The organism is Kocuria sp. JC486, assembly GCF_011602805.1.
Classification (GTDB): domain Bacteria; phylum Actinomycetota; class Actinomycetes; order Actinomycetales; family Micrococcaceae; genus Kocuria; species Kocuria soli.
In genome coordinates this window covers 96924-113339 of record NZ_JAAOZS010000008.1, presented here as the reverse complement: position 1 = coordinate 113339, position 16416 = coordinate 96924, and the positions used below count along the sequence as shown (strand labels likewise).

Genomic DNA, 16416 nt, shown 5'->3' with positions numbered 1-16416 from the left:
GTTCGACTTGCATGTGTTAAGCACGCCGCCAGCGTTCGTCCTGAGCCAGGATCAAACTCTCCGTCAAAAAATATGCTTTTAACGAAAACATCAAAACCCGGCCGAAAACCCACCCCAAAAGGTCACGGGAACGAAACCCCAGGGACAGGCATCAACCAAACAAACAAAAATTTGGTATCAACAAACAAACAAAACACTATTGAGTTCTCAAACAACAGGACGACGATTTCGGATCCCTCCGCCTTCGTCGCGGTCCGCTACGTTACGCACCCCAACCGTTTCTGGCAAATCAACCTGTCTGCCCGAAGGCATGCCAGTTGATCGTTCAGATCGATGTGTGGGTGTGGTCTCGAAGTGGACCGGCCGCTCGTTCGGGTTCTTTGCGTTCCCGCCGTCATCGCGACAGACGTCAACTGTACACACGCCCCCTGGGGGCTGCAACTCGTAGGGAGGCCCGAACACGGTGCCCTCGCTCACATCAAGCGGAAGGCCCCGTGCCCCGCGCCGACTCAGCCTTCGAGGACCACCGCAGCCATGTTCTTCTTGCCGCGCTTGAGTAGCACGTAGCGCTGTTGGAGGACCTGGTCGTCGCTGATTTTTGCCTCAGCACCGGTGACCTTGACGTTGTTGACCGACACTCCCCCTTCATTGAGGGTTCGTCGGGCCTCTGTCTTGGACGCCGACAGCCCGGTGGCGATCAACAGGTCAACCACGTCGCGCTGGTCAGCCGACACTGTGGCCGAGGGCAGTTCTGCCACCACGGCAGCCAAGGTGTCGGCATCGAGTTCCGAGAAGTCCCCGCGGCCGAAGACCGCTTCGGACGCGGCAATCGCCTGACGGGTCGCTGTTTCCCCGTGAACCAGGGTGTTGACGTCGTAGGCCAGCTGCTTCTGCGCCTCCCGGCGGAACGGTTCCTCGTCCACCAGGCGCTGGAACTCGGCGATCTCCTCCTGGGTGCGGAAGGTGAAGACCTTGAGCCGATCGATCACGTCGGCGTCTGCCGTGTTGAGCCAGAACTGGTAGAAGGCGTAGGGGGACGTCATCTCCGGGTTCAGCCAGATGGCGTTGCCTTCGGACTTGCCGAACTTGGTGCCGTCGGAGTTCGTGATGAGCGGCGTGCCGATCGCGTGCACGGTGGCGCCTTCGACCTTGCGGATCAGTTCGGTACCGGCGGTGAGGTTGCCCCACTGGTCGGATCCACCGGTCTGCAGCACGCAGTCGTAATCGCGGTACAGGTTCAGGAAGTCGTTGCCCTGCAGGACCTGGTAGCTGAACTCGGCGTAGGAGATGCCCTCCTCAGAGTTCAGGCGCTTGGCCACGATCTCCTTCTTGATCATGGTGCCCACGCGGAAGTTCTTCCCGATGTCCCGCAGCAGGTCAATGGCCGAGAGACTTGCGGTCCAGTCCAGGTTGTTGACCATGCGAGCGGCGTTGTCGCCGTCGAAAGACAGGAACCGTTCGATCTGGGCCCGGAGCTTGTCCACCCACTCCGAGACCACTTCCCGGGAGTTCAGTACGCGCTCAGAGCTCTGGCGGGGGTCACCGATCAATCCGGTGGAACCACCCACAAGCCCGAGCGGCTTGTGACCCGCCAACTGGAGGCGGCGCAGGGTCAGCAGCTGGACAAGGTGCCCCAGGTGCAGGGAGGCCGCGGTGGGGTCGAACCCGCAGTAGTACGTGATCGGGTCACCGGAGAGCGCTTCTTCGAGAGCGTCCTCGTCCGTGGAGACGTAAACCAGGCCCCGCCACTTCAGTTCCTGCCAGATGTTGGGGAAGGAGGGGTCGTTTCGCTGCTGCTCAAAGTCGATGCTTTCCGTCACCCGCACAAAAATACCAGGGCGCACCTGCCACCCGGACGCCGCCGCGGGCTCCGCACCTCAGCACGGGTCCCGGGAGCGAACCGGGCCCGCAGCCTCACGACGACGGGGTCAACCCCGCGGGCAACTCCCCCGTGCCGATCACGCGGAGCCGCTGCGTGGGTCGGGTCATGGCGACGTAGAGGGAGCCGACGCCGTCGTACTCGTCCACGATCTCCATGGGCTCCACCAGGATCACGGAGTCGAACTCCAGTCCCTTGGCGTCCCAAGTGGACAGCACCACCACCTGGTTGTCCACGCGCCGCATGCCCGCCCCGACCTTCCCCGGAATCAGCCGGGACAGTTCCGTGCCCAGGTCCTTGACCAGGCGCTCGGGTGCGATGACAGCCACCAGTCCACCTTCGACCGCGTCGATCTCCTCCCGCGTCTGGTTCGCAACCGCGGCGATCCGTGCGTCGTCGTGGTCCGCCAAGGCCTCTGCGGAGGACCCCGGGGCTGGCAGCACCGTGAGAATCGGCGCCACACCTTCGCGCACGGCCTTTGGTGCCGGGATCTCCAGACCGGCTGCGCGCGCGACGGCGACCGCGGCGTCGGCAATGGCTGCGGGCGTGCGGTAATTGACGGTCAGTTCGTCGAGCTCGAACCGGTCCTGGACGAAGGGTTCCAGAGCCGCCGACCAGGACGACGCCGCAGAAGCCGACCCGCCCTGGGCGATGTCCCCCACCACGGTGAAGGACTTCATGGGACAGCGGCGCATGAGGACGCGCCACTGCATGGGCGTGAGTTCCTGGGCCTCGTCGACCACCACGTGGCCGTAGGCCCAGGTCCGGTCCGCGTGAGCGGCCTCGGCAGCCGTCATCCGGTGCTCGGACTCCTCGTTGAAGGCGGTGAGGTCGGCCGCCGTCACCACCCCGTCCACCCCGACGTCCTCGAGTGACTGGTGCATGTTGTACAGCGCCTTCTCGGCGTTCTCCGTGGCCTTGGCCCGCTCGGCCTCGGAGGTCCGCAGGCGTACGCCCGCTTCTTCCAGATCCCCGAGCAACTCGGCTGCCTCGTCCAGGAGAGGAACGTCGGAGACGGTGAGTGGGGCATCGGCGTCGCGCTGCAGCAGATCCCGTTCGGCCCTCGAATACGACCGGAAGGCGGAGTCCAGGTAATGCCGCTTGGCAAAGAGGTGCCGCACCAGGGTTTCGGGTGACAGCGGGAGCCAGCACAGGTTGAGCGCCTTGCGGATCTCCGGTGCCTGGCGCAGGTCCTCGACCAGGTACGAACGATCGATCGAATTGCCCGAACGCTTGTTCAGGTCATCGCCCAGGGTTTCCGCCAGCTCCCGCAGCACGATCTTGACGAACGTCGCGCGGGCCTCGTTGTGCGGCTTGCCCGTGGCTCGCGCCTTGTCGCGGGCTCGACGAATCAGCTTCCGTGGCAAACGCACGGTGTACGAGTCGGCTCGCAGTGTCTGATCCGTCGCGGGGACCTTCTGGCGGTCCCGGACGGCCTGCTGCATGACGTCGGCCATGTCCAGCCCCGCCTTGATCCGGGCAACGTCACGATTCCGTTCGGGGACCCCGTGGACTCCCGGGTACAGGTCGGCCAGCGAGGACATGACCACGCCCGTCTCCCCCAGCGACGGAAGGACACGGTCGATGTACCACAGGAACGACGACGACGGGCCGACGATCAGGACGCCTGACTTGCGGAGCCGCTCACGGTGTTCGTAGAGCAGATATGCGGCTCGGTGCAGTGCAACCGCGGTCTTGCCCGTGCCCGGTCCGCCCTGGACCACGTGCACCCCGGCAAGCGGTGCGCGGATGATCCGATCCTGTTCGGCCTGAATGGTCGAAACGATGTCCGTCATCCGGCCGGTGCGCTTCGAGTTCAACGCGGCCAGCAGGGCACCTTCGCCCTGGAGCACACCGTCGTCGTCGAGCATCTCGGGGTCAAGGACGTCGTCCTCGATCGCGGTCACGTCGCGGCCGTCCAGGATGAGATGGCGACGGCGCCGGACCCCCATGGGGTGGCGGCCGGTGGCCTGGTAGAACGCAGCCGCTTCACGGGCGCGCCAGTCCACCATCAACCGCCGGTGGTTCTCCGTGGCCAGGCCGATACGGCCGATGTAGCGGGTGTGTTCGCCGTCGTCGTCTGAGCTGTCCAGGCGACCGAAGACCAGGCGGTTGTCCACGGAGTTCAACTGGGCGAGCCGGTCCTCGTAGTGCGTGGCGAAAGCATCACGCTCGGAGCGGCTCTGATGATTGCTCCCCGCATCCACGCGACGCACCTTGTCCAGCTCCGCGGACTTCTCCTCCCGGAGCTGGTCCAGACGCGCGTACAACAGGCGCACGTACTCACGTTCCAGCTCCAACTGGCGCTCCACGCGCTGCACCGCACCGTTGGCGAGTTCCGTCATGCGATCGTTCTCCTCCGCTGATTCCAGACCCACCATGGTAGACGGCTCGGGGTGAACGTGAGGTGACCTCGGGTGACGGGACTGGTCCCCGCGGCGCGGCTCAGACGCGGTAGAGAGCGCGCACGCGGTGACCGCCGAGCTTGGCCCGCCCGCGGAGGTCGGTCAGTTCCATGATGAGACCGAATCCGGCGATGTGGAGTCCTGCCCGGTGCAGCAGTTGCCCGGTCGCCTCGAGGGTTCCACCCGTGGCCAGGAGGTCGTCGACGACCAACACGCGGGAGCCGCGGGCCAGGTCATCGGTGTGGATCTCCAGGGTGGCGGAGCCGTATTCGAGCTGGTAGCTCTGCCGGTAGGTCTCGCGCGGAAGCTTGCCCTCCTTGCGTACGGGCAACACGCCGCAGCCCGCCGAGCGTGCGACGGCACCGGCCAGGATGAAGCCGCGGGCCTCGACGCCCGCCACACAGTCGAACTGGCCTTCGAAGGCCTCCGCCAAGGAATCGACGGTGCGGGTGAACCCCTGCGAGTCCGCAAACAACGGCGTCAGGTCCCTGAACAGGATCCCCGGGTCCGGGTGGTCGGGGATCTTCACGCACAAGCGGTCGATCACCTGTTCGATGGACTCGGTGGGTTGCGCGGGCTGCTGCTGATTCACACGCGACATCGTAGCCGGTGGCGGTCATCCACGACGACGATTGCGAGTGACCGCGGCTCTGTACGGTGACACCGTGGGGTCCCCCGCCACCGCGAACCGCCACGGATACTCGGGGCCGCCGCCGGGACCGGAGACTCCGGTGCGTGCAGTTGTGACGATCTCGGCAACGGGGCCCCCACGACGGAGGGTCAGCCCCGTGGCCGCCAGGTCCGAGGTGAGGAGCGCGCCGTCGTCGGCCAGTGTCAGGGAGAGTGCCTGTGCGACATTGCCGGGACCACGGGCCAGGGCGAGATCGGGAACCGGGGTGCGACGACGCACGCTGCGCCGCTGCCGGGCAAGTTCCGTTCCCTCCAGGACCTCGCCGGCGCGGATCAGACAGCCGCCCGCGGTTCCGGCGGGCCGGCAGACCAGGTTGACGGCGTGGTGCATGCCGTAGGTGAAGTACACGTACACGCGACCGGCCGGCCCGAACATGGAGGCATTGCGCGCCGTCCGCCCGTTGAAGGTGTGTGCGCCCGGGTCCGGGAGGTCGGAATCGGCGGGGCCGCCGTAGGCCTCGATCTCGGTCAGACGCAGCGTCACGGTCCCCTCCGGGCCGGTGTGCGACAGCAACGACCCCAACAGCAGAGGAGCCGCCTGCGGCGCTGGCAGTTCGAGGATGCCCAGCAGGTCGCGGTCCAGCCCCGGCTCCACGCACGGCTCCGGGCGCCCCTGTTGGCCCAGCTGCATCTCGCCGCTCAGGCCGAGACCACCGGGGTCCGGTTCTCGAAGTCGGCCACGGCGCCCACCCGCTTCTTGAGTTCCGCCAGCTGCTGCGCGACGGCGTCGGGGCCGGTTCCGCCCTGCGAGGACCGGGAGTTGAGCGAACCTTCGAGCGTCAGGACCTTGCGGACCTCCTGTGTGAGGCGGGCATCAATTGCGGTGAAGTCCGCGTCGGTGAGGTCCCACAGCTCGATACCGCGCTGCTCGCAGACCCGCACGGCGTCGCCGGCGATTTCATGGGCGTCGCGGAACGGGACGCCTTCCCGCACCAGCCACTCGGCGAGGTCCGTGGCCAGGGCGAAGCCCTGCGGGGCGAGTTCGGCCATGCGTTCCGTGTTGAAGGTGAGCGTGGCGACCATGCCGGAGACGGCCGGCAGCAGGACCTCGAGCTGGTCGATCGCGTCGAAGACCGGCTCCTTGTCCTCCTGCAGATCACGGTTGTAGGCCAACGGCAGTGCCTTGAGCGTGGCCAGCAGACCCGTGAGGTCACCGATCAGACGACCCGCCTTGCCGCGAGCCAACTCGGCGACGTCCGGGTTCTTCTTCTGCGGCATGATCGAGGACCCCGTGGAGAACGCGTCGTCCAACGTGGCGAAGGAGAACTCCTTGGTGGCCCAGGTGGTGATCTCCTCGGAGATCCGCGACACGTCCACGGAGAGCATGGCGCAGACCCACGCGAATTCGGCGTACACGTCGCGCGAGGCCGTGCCGTCGATCGAGTTGAACACGGCCGAGTCGAAGCCGAGTTCCTCCGCGACGGCGTTGGGGTCCAATCCGAGCGTGGAGCCGGCCAGAGCACCTGACCCGTACGGGGAGACCGCCGCGCGGGCGTCCCAGTCCACGAAGCGTTCGACGTCACGGACCATGGCCCAGGCGTGTGCCAGGAGATGGTGGGACAGCAGGATCGGCTGCGCGTGCTGCAGGTGCGTACGCCCCGGCATGGGTGCATACGGGTGGGCCTCGGCCTGAGCGATCAGGGCGCGCACGACGTCCAACAGGTTCTTGGCGATGATCGAGGCATGATCCCGCAGATACATCCGGCCCAGGGTCGCGATCTGGTCGTTGCGGGAACGTCCCGCGCGCAACTTGCCGCCCAGCTCGGTTCCGGCGCGTTCGATCAGTCCACGTTCCAGGGAGCCGTGCACGTCCTCGTCGGACTCTGCGGGGACGTACTCGCCGGACCGCACGTCGGCCTCCAGCCGGTCCAGGGCATCAATCATCCCCGCGAGTTCGGCGTCGTCGAGCAGGCCCGCGCGGTGCAAGACCCGAGCGTGGGCACGGGAGCCCGCAATGTCGTACGGCGCCAACCGCCAGTCGAACTGCGTGGACTTGGACAACGCCGCCAGCGCCTGGTCCGGTCCGCCCGCGAAGCGCCCACCCCACAGCGCGCCCTCGTTCGTTCCGTGCTTGACGTGCTCGGTCATGCTTCCCCTTGCGTCGCTTCCAGAAATGCTCGCCCCAGGATACGTCCCGGACGCCAGCGGTCGTGTGGTCGGGCAGGGCGGGCTGGTGGGGCTTCCTTGGCCTGCTTCGCTTGACGGCCCGCGGAAGCCCCACCAGCCCGCCCTTCCGTCAGCGGGTTCCGTGTCCGCGCCACAAGACGACGATGGTCGCCCTCCGTAGGCCGTCAAGCGAAGCAGGCCAAGGAGGGCGACCGTCGTCGTCTGGATCCGGGCCCTGGACTTGGGACGGTTTACTTGCCTTCAGCCGCCAACCGCTGGTCGCGTGCGGAAGCGACCTTGGAGGACATTCCGAACAGCTCGATGAAGCCACGGGCCTGGGACTGGTCGAAGGAATCCCCTTCGTCGTAGGTCGCCAGGTTGAAGTCGTACAAGGAGGTGTCCGAACGGCGACCCGTCACGGTGGCCTTGCCTGCGTGCAGCGTCATGCGGATGTCCCCGTTGACGTAGCGCTGGGTGTCGTCCAGGAACACGTCCAGGGACTTCTTGAGCGGAGAGAACCACTGGCCGTCGTAGACCAGTTCGGTCCAGCGCTGACCCACGGTCTTCTTGAACCGGGCCTGTTCGCGCTCGATCGTCACGTTCTCGAGCTCCTGGTGAGCGGCGATGAGCGCCATCGCGCCCGGAGCCTCGTAGATCTCGCGGGACTTGATGCCCACCAAGCGGTCCTCGACGATGTCGATCCGGCCGACGCCCTGGGCACCGGCGCGGCGGTTCATCTCCTGGATCGCCTCCAGCGGCGTCACGGGGCGGCCGTCGATGGCCACCGGGATGCCCTGGGAGAAGCTCAGCACGACCTCGTCGGGCGCCGGGGCGAACGCGGGATCGTCGGTGTAGTCGTAGACGTCCTTGGTTGGGGCGTTCCAGATGTCCTCCAGGAAGCCCGTCTCGATGGCGCGGCCCCACACGTTCTGGTCGATCGAGAACGGGTTCTTCTTGGTGGTGGCGATCGGAAGGTCGTTGCGCTCGGCGTAGTCGATGGCCTTCTCGCGGGTCAGCGCCAGGTCACGGACGGGGGCGATGCACTTGAGGTCCGGGCCGAGGGTCTGGATGCCGACCTCGAAGCGCACCTGGTCGTTGCCCTTGCCGGTGCAGCCGTGGGCCACGGTGGTCGCGCCGAACTTCTTGGCGGCATCCACCAGGTGCTTGACGATCACCGGACGGGAGACCGCAGAGACCAGCGGGTAGGAGTCCATGTACAGGCTGTTGGCCTTGAGCGCCGGCATGCAGTACTCGCTGGCGAACTCGTCGCGGGCATCGGCCACAACGGCCTCCACGGCGCCGCAGTCCAGCGCGCGCTGACGGATAGATTCCAGGTCCTCGCCACCCTGTCCGACGTCGACGGCGCAGGCGATGACCTCCGCACCGGTGGCTTCGCCGATCCAGCCGATCGCCACGGAAGTGTCCAGGCCGCCCGAGTAGGCGAGCACAACGCGCTCAGTCACGAAAGTTCTCCTTGCAGTCGTCAGGTCAAAACTCATGCATGACTATACACACCATGGTGTATTTATGCATCGCTGCCGGTTCGCACTGCGTCATCACCCAGCTCAATGGTGCGCTTGAGGATCTTGCCGGTGGGCCCCTTGGGCAGTTCCGCGACCAGCTGCCACACCCGCGGCACCTTGTAGTTCGCCAGTCGCTCCCGCACGAAGGCATCGAGTTCACGCGCCGTGGTTTCGTGATCGTCAGGCGTCTCCAGGAAAGCGACGACGGCGGCAACCTCCTGGCCCAGCCGGTCGTCGTCCACGCCCAGGACCGCGCACTCGGCCACGCCGTCGAACTCGAAGAGGACCTCTTCCACTTCTCGCGGGTAGACGTTGTAACCACCGCGGATGATCATGTCCTTCATTCGGTCCACGATGTAGAAGCAGCCGTCGTCGTCCTTGTAGCCGAGGTCCCCGGAGTGGAACCAACCGTCACGGATCGCCTCGGCCGTGGCATCCTCCCGCCGCCAGTAGCCCGCCATGACGTACTGGCCCGCGATGGCGATCTCGCCGACCTCACCGACCGGCAGCTCCTCCCCCATGGCGTCCACCACGCGCAGTTCAGCGCCGCGGACGGGCGTGCCGATCGACCCCGCCTTGCGCGGCCCGTCGAACTGGTTGAAGCAGACCACGGGGGAGGTTTCCGACAGCCCGTAACCCTCCAGAACGGTGGCACCGAAGACCTGCTCCGCGCGGGTGAGGATCTCCACGGGTAGCGGCGAACCACCGGAGATGAGCCCCCGGAGGCGCGGGAATTCCATACCACCGCGCTTGACGACCTCCTGCAGCATGGCGATGTGCATGGACGGGACGGCTGCGACCAGGCTCACGGAGTCCCGCTCGAGGACATCCACGGCCTTGACCGGTTCGAACCGACCCAGGAGCGTCACGGACGCCCCGGCCGCAGCCACAGCGTTCATGGCCACGGTCTGCCCGAAGACATGGAAGAACGGCAGCCCACCGAACAGGACGTCCTCCTCCGTGATGGAGAACAGTTCCACCACGAGTTCCGCGTTGGTCCGCATGTTGCGGTGCGTCAGCATTGCACCCTTGGGGCGGCCCGTGGTCCCGGAGGTGTAGAGCAGAACCGAGGTGTCTGAGTCCTGCTTCTCCGCCACCCCCTCGACCGGCGTCCACTCCGAGATTTCGGCCAATGACGACGCCGACAGTTCGACGACCGGTCGTTCGCCCGCAGCCTCACGGGCGGGGCCCGCGACCGTCTCCCAGACCACGACCGCCTTGGCCTCGGCGTCGTCCAGGTGGTACGCCACTTCCCGCGCGGTCAGGAGGGGATTCAGCGGGACCACCACAGCACCCAGCTTGAGGATCGCGTAATAGACCACCGGAACGTGTGGCAGGTTGGGCAGCACGATGGCCACCCGGTCCCCCACCTCGACACCCACCGATTGCAGGTGCCCCGCGAAGCGCGAACTCAGGTCGTCGACCTGCGCGTAGGTCAGGCCGTCGTCGTCGAGATGCACCATGACCCGCTCCGGGTGGGTTTGGGCGGTGGTGGTCAGCAGAGTCGCCAGATTGGTCACCGGTGGTCCTTCCCTCGACATGGACGTGACGTGCGCCACAGTCTAGAGGGATTCAAGGCTCGGCCGGGACCTGCGACACAATGGCCAGGCATTCATGTACGACGACGCCCGCGCCCAGTCCACTCCCGACCCGTCAGGAGGCTTCCCGTGACCGATCCGATCACCCCGGGTGAATCCCAACGCCCCGACCTCACCGAGGCAGAACTCGAGCTGCTGCAGACGATGTTCGACGCCGCCCGTGAAGGGCGGACGGACTACCTGGCAGCCGCCATGGAGCAGGGTCTGCCCGTGAATCTGACCAACAGCAAGGGCGACACCTTGCTCAATCTCGCGGCCTACCACGAGCATCCTCAGACCGTCGCCATGCTCCTGGAACACGGTGCGGACACGGAACGCGTGTCCGACATGGGCTTCACCGCCTTGATCTGTGCGGTGTTCCGCGGGAACGAGGAGATCACCCAGATGCTGCTGGCCGCCGGAGCAGACCAGAACAGCGGCTTCCAACCTGCCCAGGCCGTGGCCGAAGAATTCGGCCGCACCGGCGTGCTGGCCCTTCTTCGGGCCCAGGCGTAGGGAGCCGATTCGGTCCGGGGCCCTCTTCGGCTGGTGGGTCCGTCAGTCCAGGACGATTTCCCGCTTGAGGATCTTGCCCGTGGGCCCCTTGGGCAGGGCTTCCAGGACGCGATAGCTCCGGGGCCGCTTGTAGACGGCCAGCCCGTGACGGGCGGCGTCGCGCAGTTCTGTCACCACGGTGTCAACGTCGTGTCCCGGGTTGAGGACCAAGCAGGCGACCACGTTCTGTCCCACGGTGATGTCGCCTTCGCCCACCACAGCTGCCTCGTGCACGGCGGGGTGTTCGTAGAGGAGTTCCTCGATCTCGCGCGGGTACACGTTGTACCCGTTGTGCAGGATCATGTCCTTCTTGCGGTCCACGATGAAGAATCGTCCCGTTTCGTCCTGTCGCCCCAGGTCTCCCGTCCGGAAGAAATCGCCCGTGAAGGCGGCGGCCGTGACCTCAGGCTGGTTCCAGTAACCGGCCATGACGTACTGACCGCGGACGGCAATTTCACCGATCTCTCCGCGCGCGGCTTCTTGACCGGCGTCGTCGAGAACCCGCACATCCGCACCCTCGCACGCGGTGCCGATCGAGCCCGGCACGCGGTCGTTCACGGGGTGGTTGAAGCACACCACGGGCGAGGTTTCGGACAACCCGTAGCCCTCGTACAGGGGCACGCCGAACAACGCCTCGAATTCCTTGAGCACCTCGACCGGAATGGAGGCTCCGCCGGAGATCGCGTTGACGAGCTTCGGGTGTTCGGCCCGTTCCGCGCGTTGGAGGCTGTTGAGAGCGACGAACATCGACGGGACGCCGACGAGTCGCGTGACGGCGTGATCGTTGAGTTGGTGGAGGACGGCACGTGGCTGGAAGGAGGCCACCGTGCTCACACAGGCCCCCACGGCGACGACGGCGTTGAGCACCACGGTCTGGCCGAACACGTGGAAGAAGGGAAGCGCCCCCAGGAACACGTCGTCGGGGCGGTAGTCGAACATGCGGGTGGTCATCCACGCGTTGGACGCCAGGTTGTGGTGGGTCAGCATCGCGCCCTTGGGCTCCCCCGTGGTTCCGGAGGTGTAGAGCAGGACCGCCAGATCGGCGTTGTCCCGCTCGACCAATTCCGGGCGCCGGGTGGAGTCCTGCGGGCTCAGAGCGTCGCCGGCGAGCCTGATGAAGGCCACGTCGGTCGCACCGTCTGCCGTCATCTCCGCGACCACGCGCTCCGCCCGGTCGGCCACGGCGTCGAAGGCCACGACCGCGCGCACCCCCGCGTCGCGGAAGAGGCCTTCCAGTTCGCGTTCTGTGAGCAGCGGGTTCAGCGGAACCACCACGGCCCCCGCCTTGAGGATCCCGTAATAGGCCACGGGCATGTGCGGAACGTTCGGGGAGATCAACGCGACGCGGTCCCCGGGCTGCACACCGACATGGGCCAATCGCTCGTGGAACGCGTCAGCCAACGCGTTCAGGGTGCGGTAGTCGATGGCTACGGAATCCGCCCGGACGGCCACGTTCTGCGGGTCACGCGCAGCGGTGTCGGAGAGCAGGGTCGCGAGATTCGTCACGGGGGCATCCTTGGGTCAGCAGAGGCATGCGTCCACCGGACAGGATGCGGACACGGTCGGTATTCGTTCCCCCGGTGACGCTGAAAGCGTCCCCTATTGCATCACAGGATCTTCCATCACCGGATCACGGCACCGCCCGATCACCATGTCCAAGGACCGCCCGGCGCCGGGCATTTACCCGCTATTCCCGGGTCGTCAGCGCCAAGAACTTGTCCGCCAGGCCCTGCCCGCCCAGAGGGTCGCGGGTCACCACCATGATCGTGTCGTCCCCGGCAATGGTGCCCAGGACCTCCGGTAGCGTCGAATGGTCGATCACGGAGGCGAAATACTGTGCGGCACCGGGCGGTGTGCGCAGCATGACGAGGTTGGCCGAGGCTTCCGCGGTGACCAGGAGTTCCTTGCACAGGCCCGCCAACCGGGCGTCCAGGGCCTCGGTCGGGTGTTCCCCTCCCGCAAGCGCGTCTCCCGCACCGGGCTGCGGGATCGCGTAGACCAGGGACCCTTCGGCGTCCCGTACGCGCACGGCACCGAGTTCCACCAGGTCCCGGGACAGCGTGGCCTGAGTGACCTGGAGGCCGTCCGCGCCCAGGAGTTCCGCCAGCTCCGCCTGGGAATGGACGGCACCCGATCCGACCAGCGCCACGATGCGAGCCTGGCGGGCGGTCTTGGTCGCCGGGATGCTCATCGGCTGTCCTCTGGGGTTGCGGGTCGGACACTCGCGGCGTCTGCACTCCCGCCCCCTGCTGTGACCTCGCGGGTCTGCAGGTCGTAGCGGCCGGACTGCGCGAGCAGCCAGATCATGAGGGCCTTCTGGGCGTGCAGACGGTTCTCCGCCTCGTCGAAGACCACGGACTGCGGACCGTCGATGACCTCTGCCGTGACCTCGGAGCCACGGTAGGCGGGGAGGCAATGCAGGAAGACGGCATCGGGCGCGGCCTTGTCCATGGCTGCCTGATCGACGCTGTAGGCCCGGAACACCTCCGCCCGGGCGGCCTTCTCCTCCTCCTGCCCCATGGAGATCCAGGTGTCGGTGCACACGACGTCGGCACCCTCCAAGGCTTCGTCTGGATCCGTGGTCACCAGGATGCTCGCCCCGGTTTCCCGCGCACGTTCCTCCGCTGCGGCGACGACGGCGGGATCCGGCAGGTATCCCTCCGGTCCCGCAACACGAACGTCCATTCCCGCGGTGGCCATGCCCAGCAGGTACGAGTTGGCCATGTTGTTGGCCGCATCGCCCAGGTACGCGAAGGACAGGCCGTGGGTCTGCCCCTTGTGTTCACGGATGGTCTGCAGATCGGCGAGGATCTGGCAGGGGTGGTATTCGTCGGAGAGCGCATTGATCACGGGGACACTGGCCCACCGGGCCATCTCGTCCACACCCGATTGTGCGTAGGTCCGCCAGACGATCAGGGACACCATGCGGGAAAGCACCTGCGCGGTGTCCGAGATGGACTCCTTGACCCCCATCTGCGCTTCCCCGGGGTTCACCACGAGCGGTTGACCGCCCATGTCGGCAATCCCGGCGGCGAAGGAGAATCGTGTCCGGGTCGAGGTCTTGTCGAAGATGACGGTCGCTGTCTGCGGTCCGGCCAGTGGCTTGTGGGCCCACCGGTCCGCCTTGACGGCGGCAGCGAGGTCCAGGACCTCGGCTTGTTCGGCGGGGGTCAGATCGGTGTCACGCAGGAAGTGGCGGGGCACGGTGTGGGTCCTTTCGAGGCCCGCCGTCGTCAACAGCGGGACGGGGTGGAGTGAGATCAGTGGGCGGCGAGTGCCGCGTCGGCTCGTTCCAGGATCGACGGCAGTGCGGCCAGGAAGTCTTCGGCCTGGTCCTGGGTGAGGATCAGCGGTGGGGCCAGCCGGATCGTGGTGGGCCCCGTGGCGTTGACGATGTACCCGGCGGCACGGGCGGCAGCGACGACGGCGGCGCCCAGCGGCTTGGCGGGGTCCGGATCCTGGCGGGCGTCCTGGAGGTCGAAGCCGATGAGCAGCCCGTGCGAGCGCACGTCCTGCACCCGCTCCAGGGTGGCGAGTCCGTCCGTCAGGACTTTGCCGACCGAACGGGCATTCGCCAACAAGTCGTCGTTCTCGATCGTTGACAGCGTGGCCAGCCCGGCGGCGGTGGCCAGCGGGTTGCCACCGAAGGTCGTGCCGTGTTGGCCGGCCGTGAGCAGTCGGGACACGGCGTCGCCGAATGTGATCAAGGCACCGACGGGGAAACCTGCCCCGAGTCCCTTGGCCAAGGTGATCGCGTCGGGCAGTTCACCGGCGCCGAGCTGTGCGGTGCAGGCGAACCATTCACCGGTGCGACCGATGCCGGTCTGGACCTCGTCCACGATCAACAGCGCACTGTGCGCACGGGTGAGTTCCCGGGCCCGCTGGAGCCAGCCGTCGGGCAGGGCGAACACGCCCTGTTCACCGCGGATCGGTTCCACGATCAGAGCGGAGACAGAGTCGTCGACGGTAGCCTCGAGTGCTTCGAACGTGGGCTCGATGTGCACCACGCCACCGGGCAGCGGTTCGAACGGTTCGCGGTAGGCCTTCTTGGCGGTCAGCGCGAGCGACCCCATGGTCCGCCCGTGGAAAGCACCGTCCACAGCCACGACCGTGGTGCGGGGCCCGCCCGGCCCGGGATTCTCCCGGCCGTTGCGACGGGCCAGTTTGAAGGCCGCCTCGTTGGCCTCGGAACCGGAGTTGGCGAAGAAGACCTTGGAACCGGCAGGGGCCGCCGCGAGCTCCAGCAGCTTTTCGGCCAGGCCGATCTGCTGCGGTGAGGTGAAGAGGTTGGAGACATGCCCCAGCGTGGCGGCCTGATCGGTAATGGCCTTCACCCAGGCGGGGTGGGCATGGCCCAGAGCGTTGACGGCGATCCCTCCCAACAGGTCCACCAGCTCGTTGCCGTCGGCGTCCCAGACGTGCACTCCCTCGCCCCTGACCAGCACGGCCTGCGGGGCCCCGAAGACGCCGAGCAGGTGGTCCCGGTAGCTGGCGAGCAATTCGCTCTGGGTGTGGCCGGCAGGCGACGGGTCGCCGTTCGTGCTGTCCGATCCGGTGTTCATGAGTGGCTTCCCCTTGCTGCGTCGTCGAGAACCGAAGTGCTGCTTCCCGCTTCCCGTGGTTCCCGGTCCTCGAAAGGAACCACCGTGGGCGGCTGGCTGGGTGTGCAACCGTCGGGGCGGACCTCCGTGCCGATGCCACGGTCCGTGAAGATCTCCAGCAGAACCGAATGTGCCTCGCGCCCGTCCACGATCGTGGCCCGGTCCACTCCCCCGTCCACGGCGGCCAGAGCAGCCTCCATCTTGGGGATCATCCCCGACTGGAGGGACGGCAGGAGGGCCCGCAGTTCCGAGGCGGTCAGGGAGTCGATCAGTGAGTCCCGGTCCGGCCAGTTCGCGTACAGACCTTCGACGTCGGTCAGGGCCACGAACTTCTCGGCCCCCAAGGCCACCGCAACGGCCGCTGCGGCCGTGTCGGCGTTGATGTTCAGGACCTCACCGGTGACCGTGCCGTCCGCATCCACCTCCGGGGCGACAGATGAGATCACGGGAATGTTCCCGTTGGCGATGAGCCGCTTGAGTGGCTCGGGGTTCACGGAGACCACCTCGCCCACGTGTCCCAGGTCCACCTCCTGCCCGTCGACCACGGTGCCGCGACGCACGGCGTTCAGCAGAGACGCGTCCTCGCCGGAAAGCCCGACGGCGAACGGGCCGGTCGCGTTGATCAGGTGGACGAGTTCGCGCTGGACCTGCCCGGTGAGGACCATGCGGATCACGTCAATGGCCTCGCCCGAAGTCACCCGGAGGCCTCCGCGGAACTCGGATTCGATGCCGAGCCGGTCCAGCATCGCGTTGATCTGAGGGCCACCACCGTGCACGACCACGGGTTGGATGCCCACGGAGCGCATGAACACCATGTCCGCGGCGAACGCGCGCCGCAGGTCCTCGGAGACCATGGCATTGCCGCCGTACTTGAAGACCATGGTGCTGCCCGAGTACCTGGTGATCCAGGGCAGAGCCTCCATGAGCACGCCGGCTTTGACCTGGGCGGTTTCGAACCGGTCGATGGGTGAGGGCATGTTCTCTCCTGCTGTTCGGTCCGGGTTGGAATCCGGGCCTGGTGCCGAGCGGGTGATGGATGGGGCGATGAACGGTGCTGATCGGGCGCCGGCTGCGGCCGGG

At 66.9% G+C, this 16416-nt stretch carries 13 protein-coding genes and 1 rRNA gene; 1 reads left to right on the top strand and 13 read right to left on the bottom strand.

Features of this window, described 5'->3' with window-relative positions; all coding sequences use genetic code 11:
- The 8 genes from GWK18_RS06300 to GWK18_RS06265 form a co-directional block, all read right to left on the bottom strand.
- Nucleotides 1-67: ribosomal RNA gene (locus tag GWK18_RS06300) — 16S ribosomal RNA — on the bottom strand; the annotation flags it as partial.
- A gap of 442 nt (nt 68-509) precedes the next feature.
- Nucleotides 510-1820 carry a tyrosine--tRNA ligase gene (gene tyrS / locus GWK18_RS06295; RefSeq protein ID WP_166833930.1) on the bottom strand — a complete coding sequence of 437 codons (1311 nt, stop codon included), beginning with the start codon at nt 1818-1820 and terminating at the stop codon, nt 510-512.
- 94 nt (nt 1821-1914) lie between these two features.
- Nucleotides 1915-4224: an AAA family ATPase gene (locus GWK18_RS06290; protein WP_166833928.1), complete on the bottom strand. Its 2310-nt coding sequence runs from the start codon at nt 4222-4224 to the stop codon at nt 1915-1917.
- Nucleotides 4225-4324: 100 nt separating this feature from the next.
- Nucleotides 4325-4885 carry an adenine phosphoribosyltransferase gene (locus GWK18_RS06285; RefSeq protein ID WP_123825732.1) on the bottom strand — a complete coding sequence of 187 codons (561 nt, stop codon included), beginning with the start codon at nt 4883-4885 and terminating at the stop codon, nt 4325-4327.
- Nucleotides 4886-4900: 15 nt separating this feature from the next.
- Nucleotides 4901-5605, bottom strand: coding sequence for a DNA-3-methyladenine glycosylase (locus tag GWK18_RS06280; RefSeq protein ID WP_166833926.1), 705 nt, complete (start codon nt 5603-5605; stop codon nt 4901-4903).
- An 8-nt stretch (nt 5606-5613) separates the two neighbouring features.
- Nucleotides 5614-7062: an argininosuccinate lyase gene (gene argH, locus GWK18_RS06275; protein ID WP_166833924.1), complete on the bottom strand. Its 1449-nt coding sequence runs from the start codon at nt 7060-7062 to the stop codon at nt 5614-5616.
- A 269-nt stretch (nt 7063-7331) separates the two neighbouring features.
- Nucleotides 7332-8543 (bottom strand): argininosuccinate synthase, encoded by a 1212-nt coding sequence (locus GWK18_RS06270; protein ID WP_348535854.1) that lies wholly within the window; start codon nt 8541-8543, stop codon nt 7332-7334.
- Nucleotides 8544-8605: 62 nt separating this feature from the next.
- Nucleotides 8606-10123 carry a long-chain fatty acid--CoA ligase gene (locus GWK18_RS06265; RefSeq protein ID WP_166833920.1) on the bottom strand — a complete coding sequence of 506 codons (1518 nt, stop codon included), beginning with the start codon at nt 10121-10123 and terminating at the stop codon, nt 8606-8608.
- Nucleotides 10124-10270: 147 nt separating this feature from the next.
- Here GWK18_RS06265 and GWK18_RS06260 point away from each other — a divergent pair, with 147 nt between their 5' ends.
- Nucleotides 10271-10696, top strand: coding sequence for an ankyrin repeat domain-containing protein (locus GWK18_RS06260; RefSeq protein WP_348535853.1), 426 nt, complete (start codon nt 10271-10273; stop codon nt 10694-10696).
- 42 nt (nt 10697-10738) lie between these two features.
- Here the strand turns inward: GWK18_RS06260 and GWK18_RS06255 are convergent, their stop codons facing one another.
- The 5 genes from GWK18_RS06255 to argB all read right to left on the bottom strand — a co-directional run bounded on the left by GWK18_RS06255 (nt 10739) and on the right by argB (nt 16313).
- A complete protein-coding gene (locus GWK18_RS06255) occupies nt 10739-12241 on the bottom strand; it encodes a long-chain fatty acid--CoA ligase (RefSeq protein ID WP_166833918.1) in 1503 nt (500 codons plus the stop codon).
- 181 nt (nt 12242-12422) lie between these two features.
- A complete protein-coding gene (locus tag GWK18_RS06250) occupies nt 12423-12926 on the bottom strand; it encodes an arginine repressor (RefSeq protein ID WP_166833916.1) in 504 nt (167 codons plus the stop codon).
- On the bottom strand, nt 12923-13939 hold the full coding sequence (argF, locus tag GWK18_RS06245) for an ornithine carbamoyltransferase (RefSeq protein ID WP_166833914.1): 1017 nt from the start codon (nt 13937-13939) through the stop codon (nt 12923-12925). The genes GWK18_RS06250 and argF overlap by 4 nt, the downstream gene beginning before the upstream one ends.
- A gap of 56 nt (nt 13940-13995) precedes the next feature.
- Nucleotides 13996-15297 carry an acetylornithine transaminase gene (locus tag GWK18_RS06240; protein ID WP_166833911.1) on the bottom strand — a complete coding sequence of 434 codons (1302 nt, stop codon included), beginning with the start codon at nt 15295-15297 and terminating at the stop codon, nt 13996-13998.
- Nucleotides 15294-16313 carry an acetylglutamate kinase gene (gene argB, locus GWK18_RS06235; protein WP_166833909.1) on the bottom strand — a complete coding sequence of 340 codons (1020 nt, stop codon included), beginning with the start codon at nt 16311-16313 and terminating at the stop codon, nt 15294-15296. Before argB ends, GWK18_RS06240 begins: the two co-directional genes overlap by 4 nt.
- Nucleotides 16314-16416: the final 103 nt, after the last annotated feature.

Coding starts and splice junctions, on each gene's coding strand:
- GWK18_RS06290 (WP_166833928.1), bottom strand. CDS start 4,224: ATGACGGAACTCGCCAACGGTGCGGTGCAGCGCGTGGAGCGCCAGTTG.
- GWK18_RS06285 (WP_123825732.1), bottom strand. CDS start 4,885: ATGTCGCGTGTGAATCAGCAGCAGCCCGCGCAACCCACCGAGTCCATC.
- GWK18_RS06280 (WP_166833926.1), bottom strand. CDS start 5,605: ATGCAGCTGGGCCAACAGGGGCGCCCGGAGCCGTGCGTGGAGCCGGGG.
- argH (WP_166833924.1), bottom strand. CDS start 7,062: ATGACCGAGCACGTCAAGCACGGAACGAACGAGGGCGCGCTGTGGGGT.
- GWK18_RS06250 (WP_166833916.1), bottom strand. CDS start 12,926: ATGAGCATCCCGGCGACCAAGACCGCCCGCCAGGCTCGCATCGTGGCG.
- GWK18_RS06240 (WP_166833911.1), bottom strand. CDS start 15,297: ATGAACACCGGATCGGACAGCACGAACGGCGACCCGTCGCCTGCCGGC.
- argB (WP_166833909.1), bottom strand. CDS start 16,313: ATGCCCTCACCCATCGACCGGTTCGAAACCGCCCAGGTCAAAGCCGGC.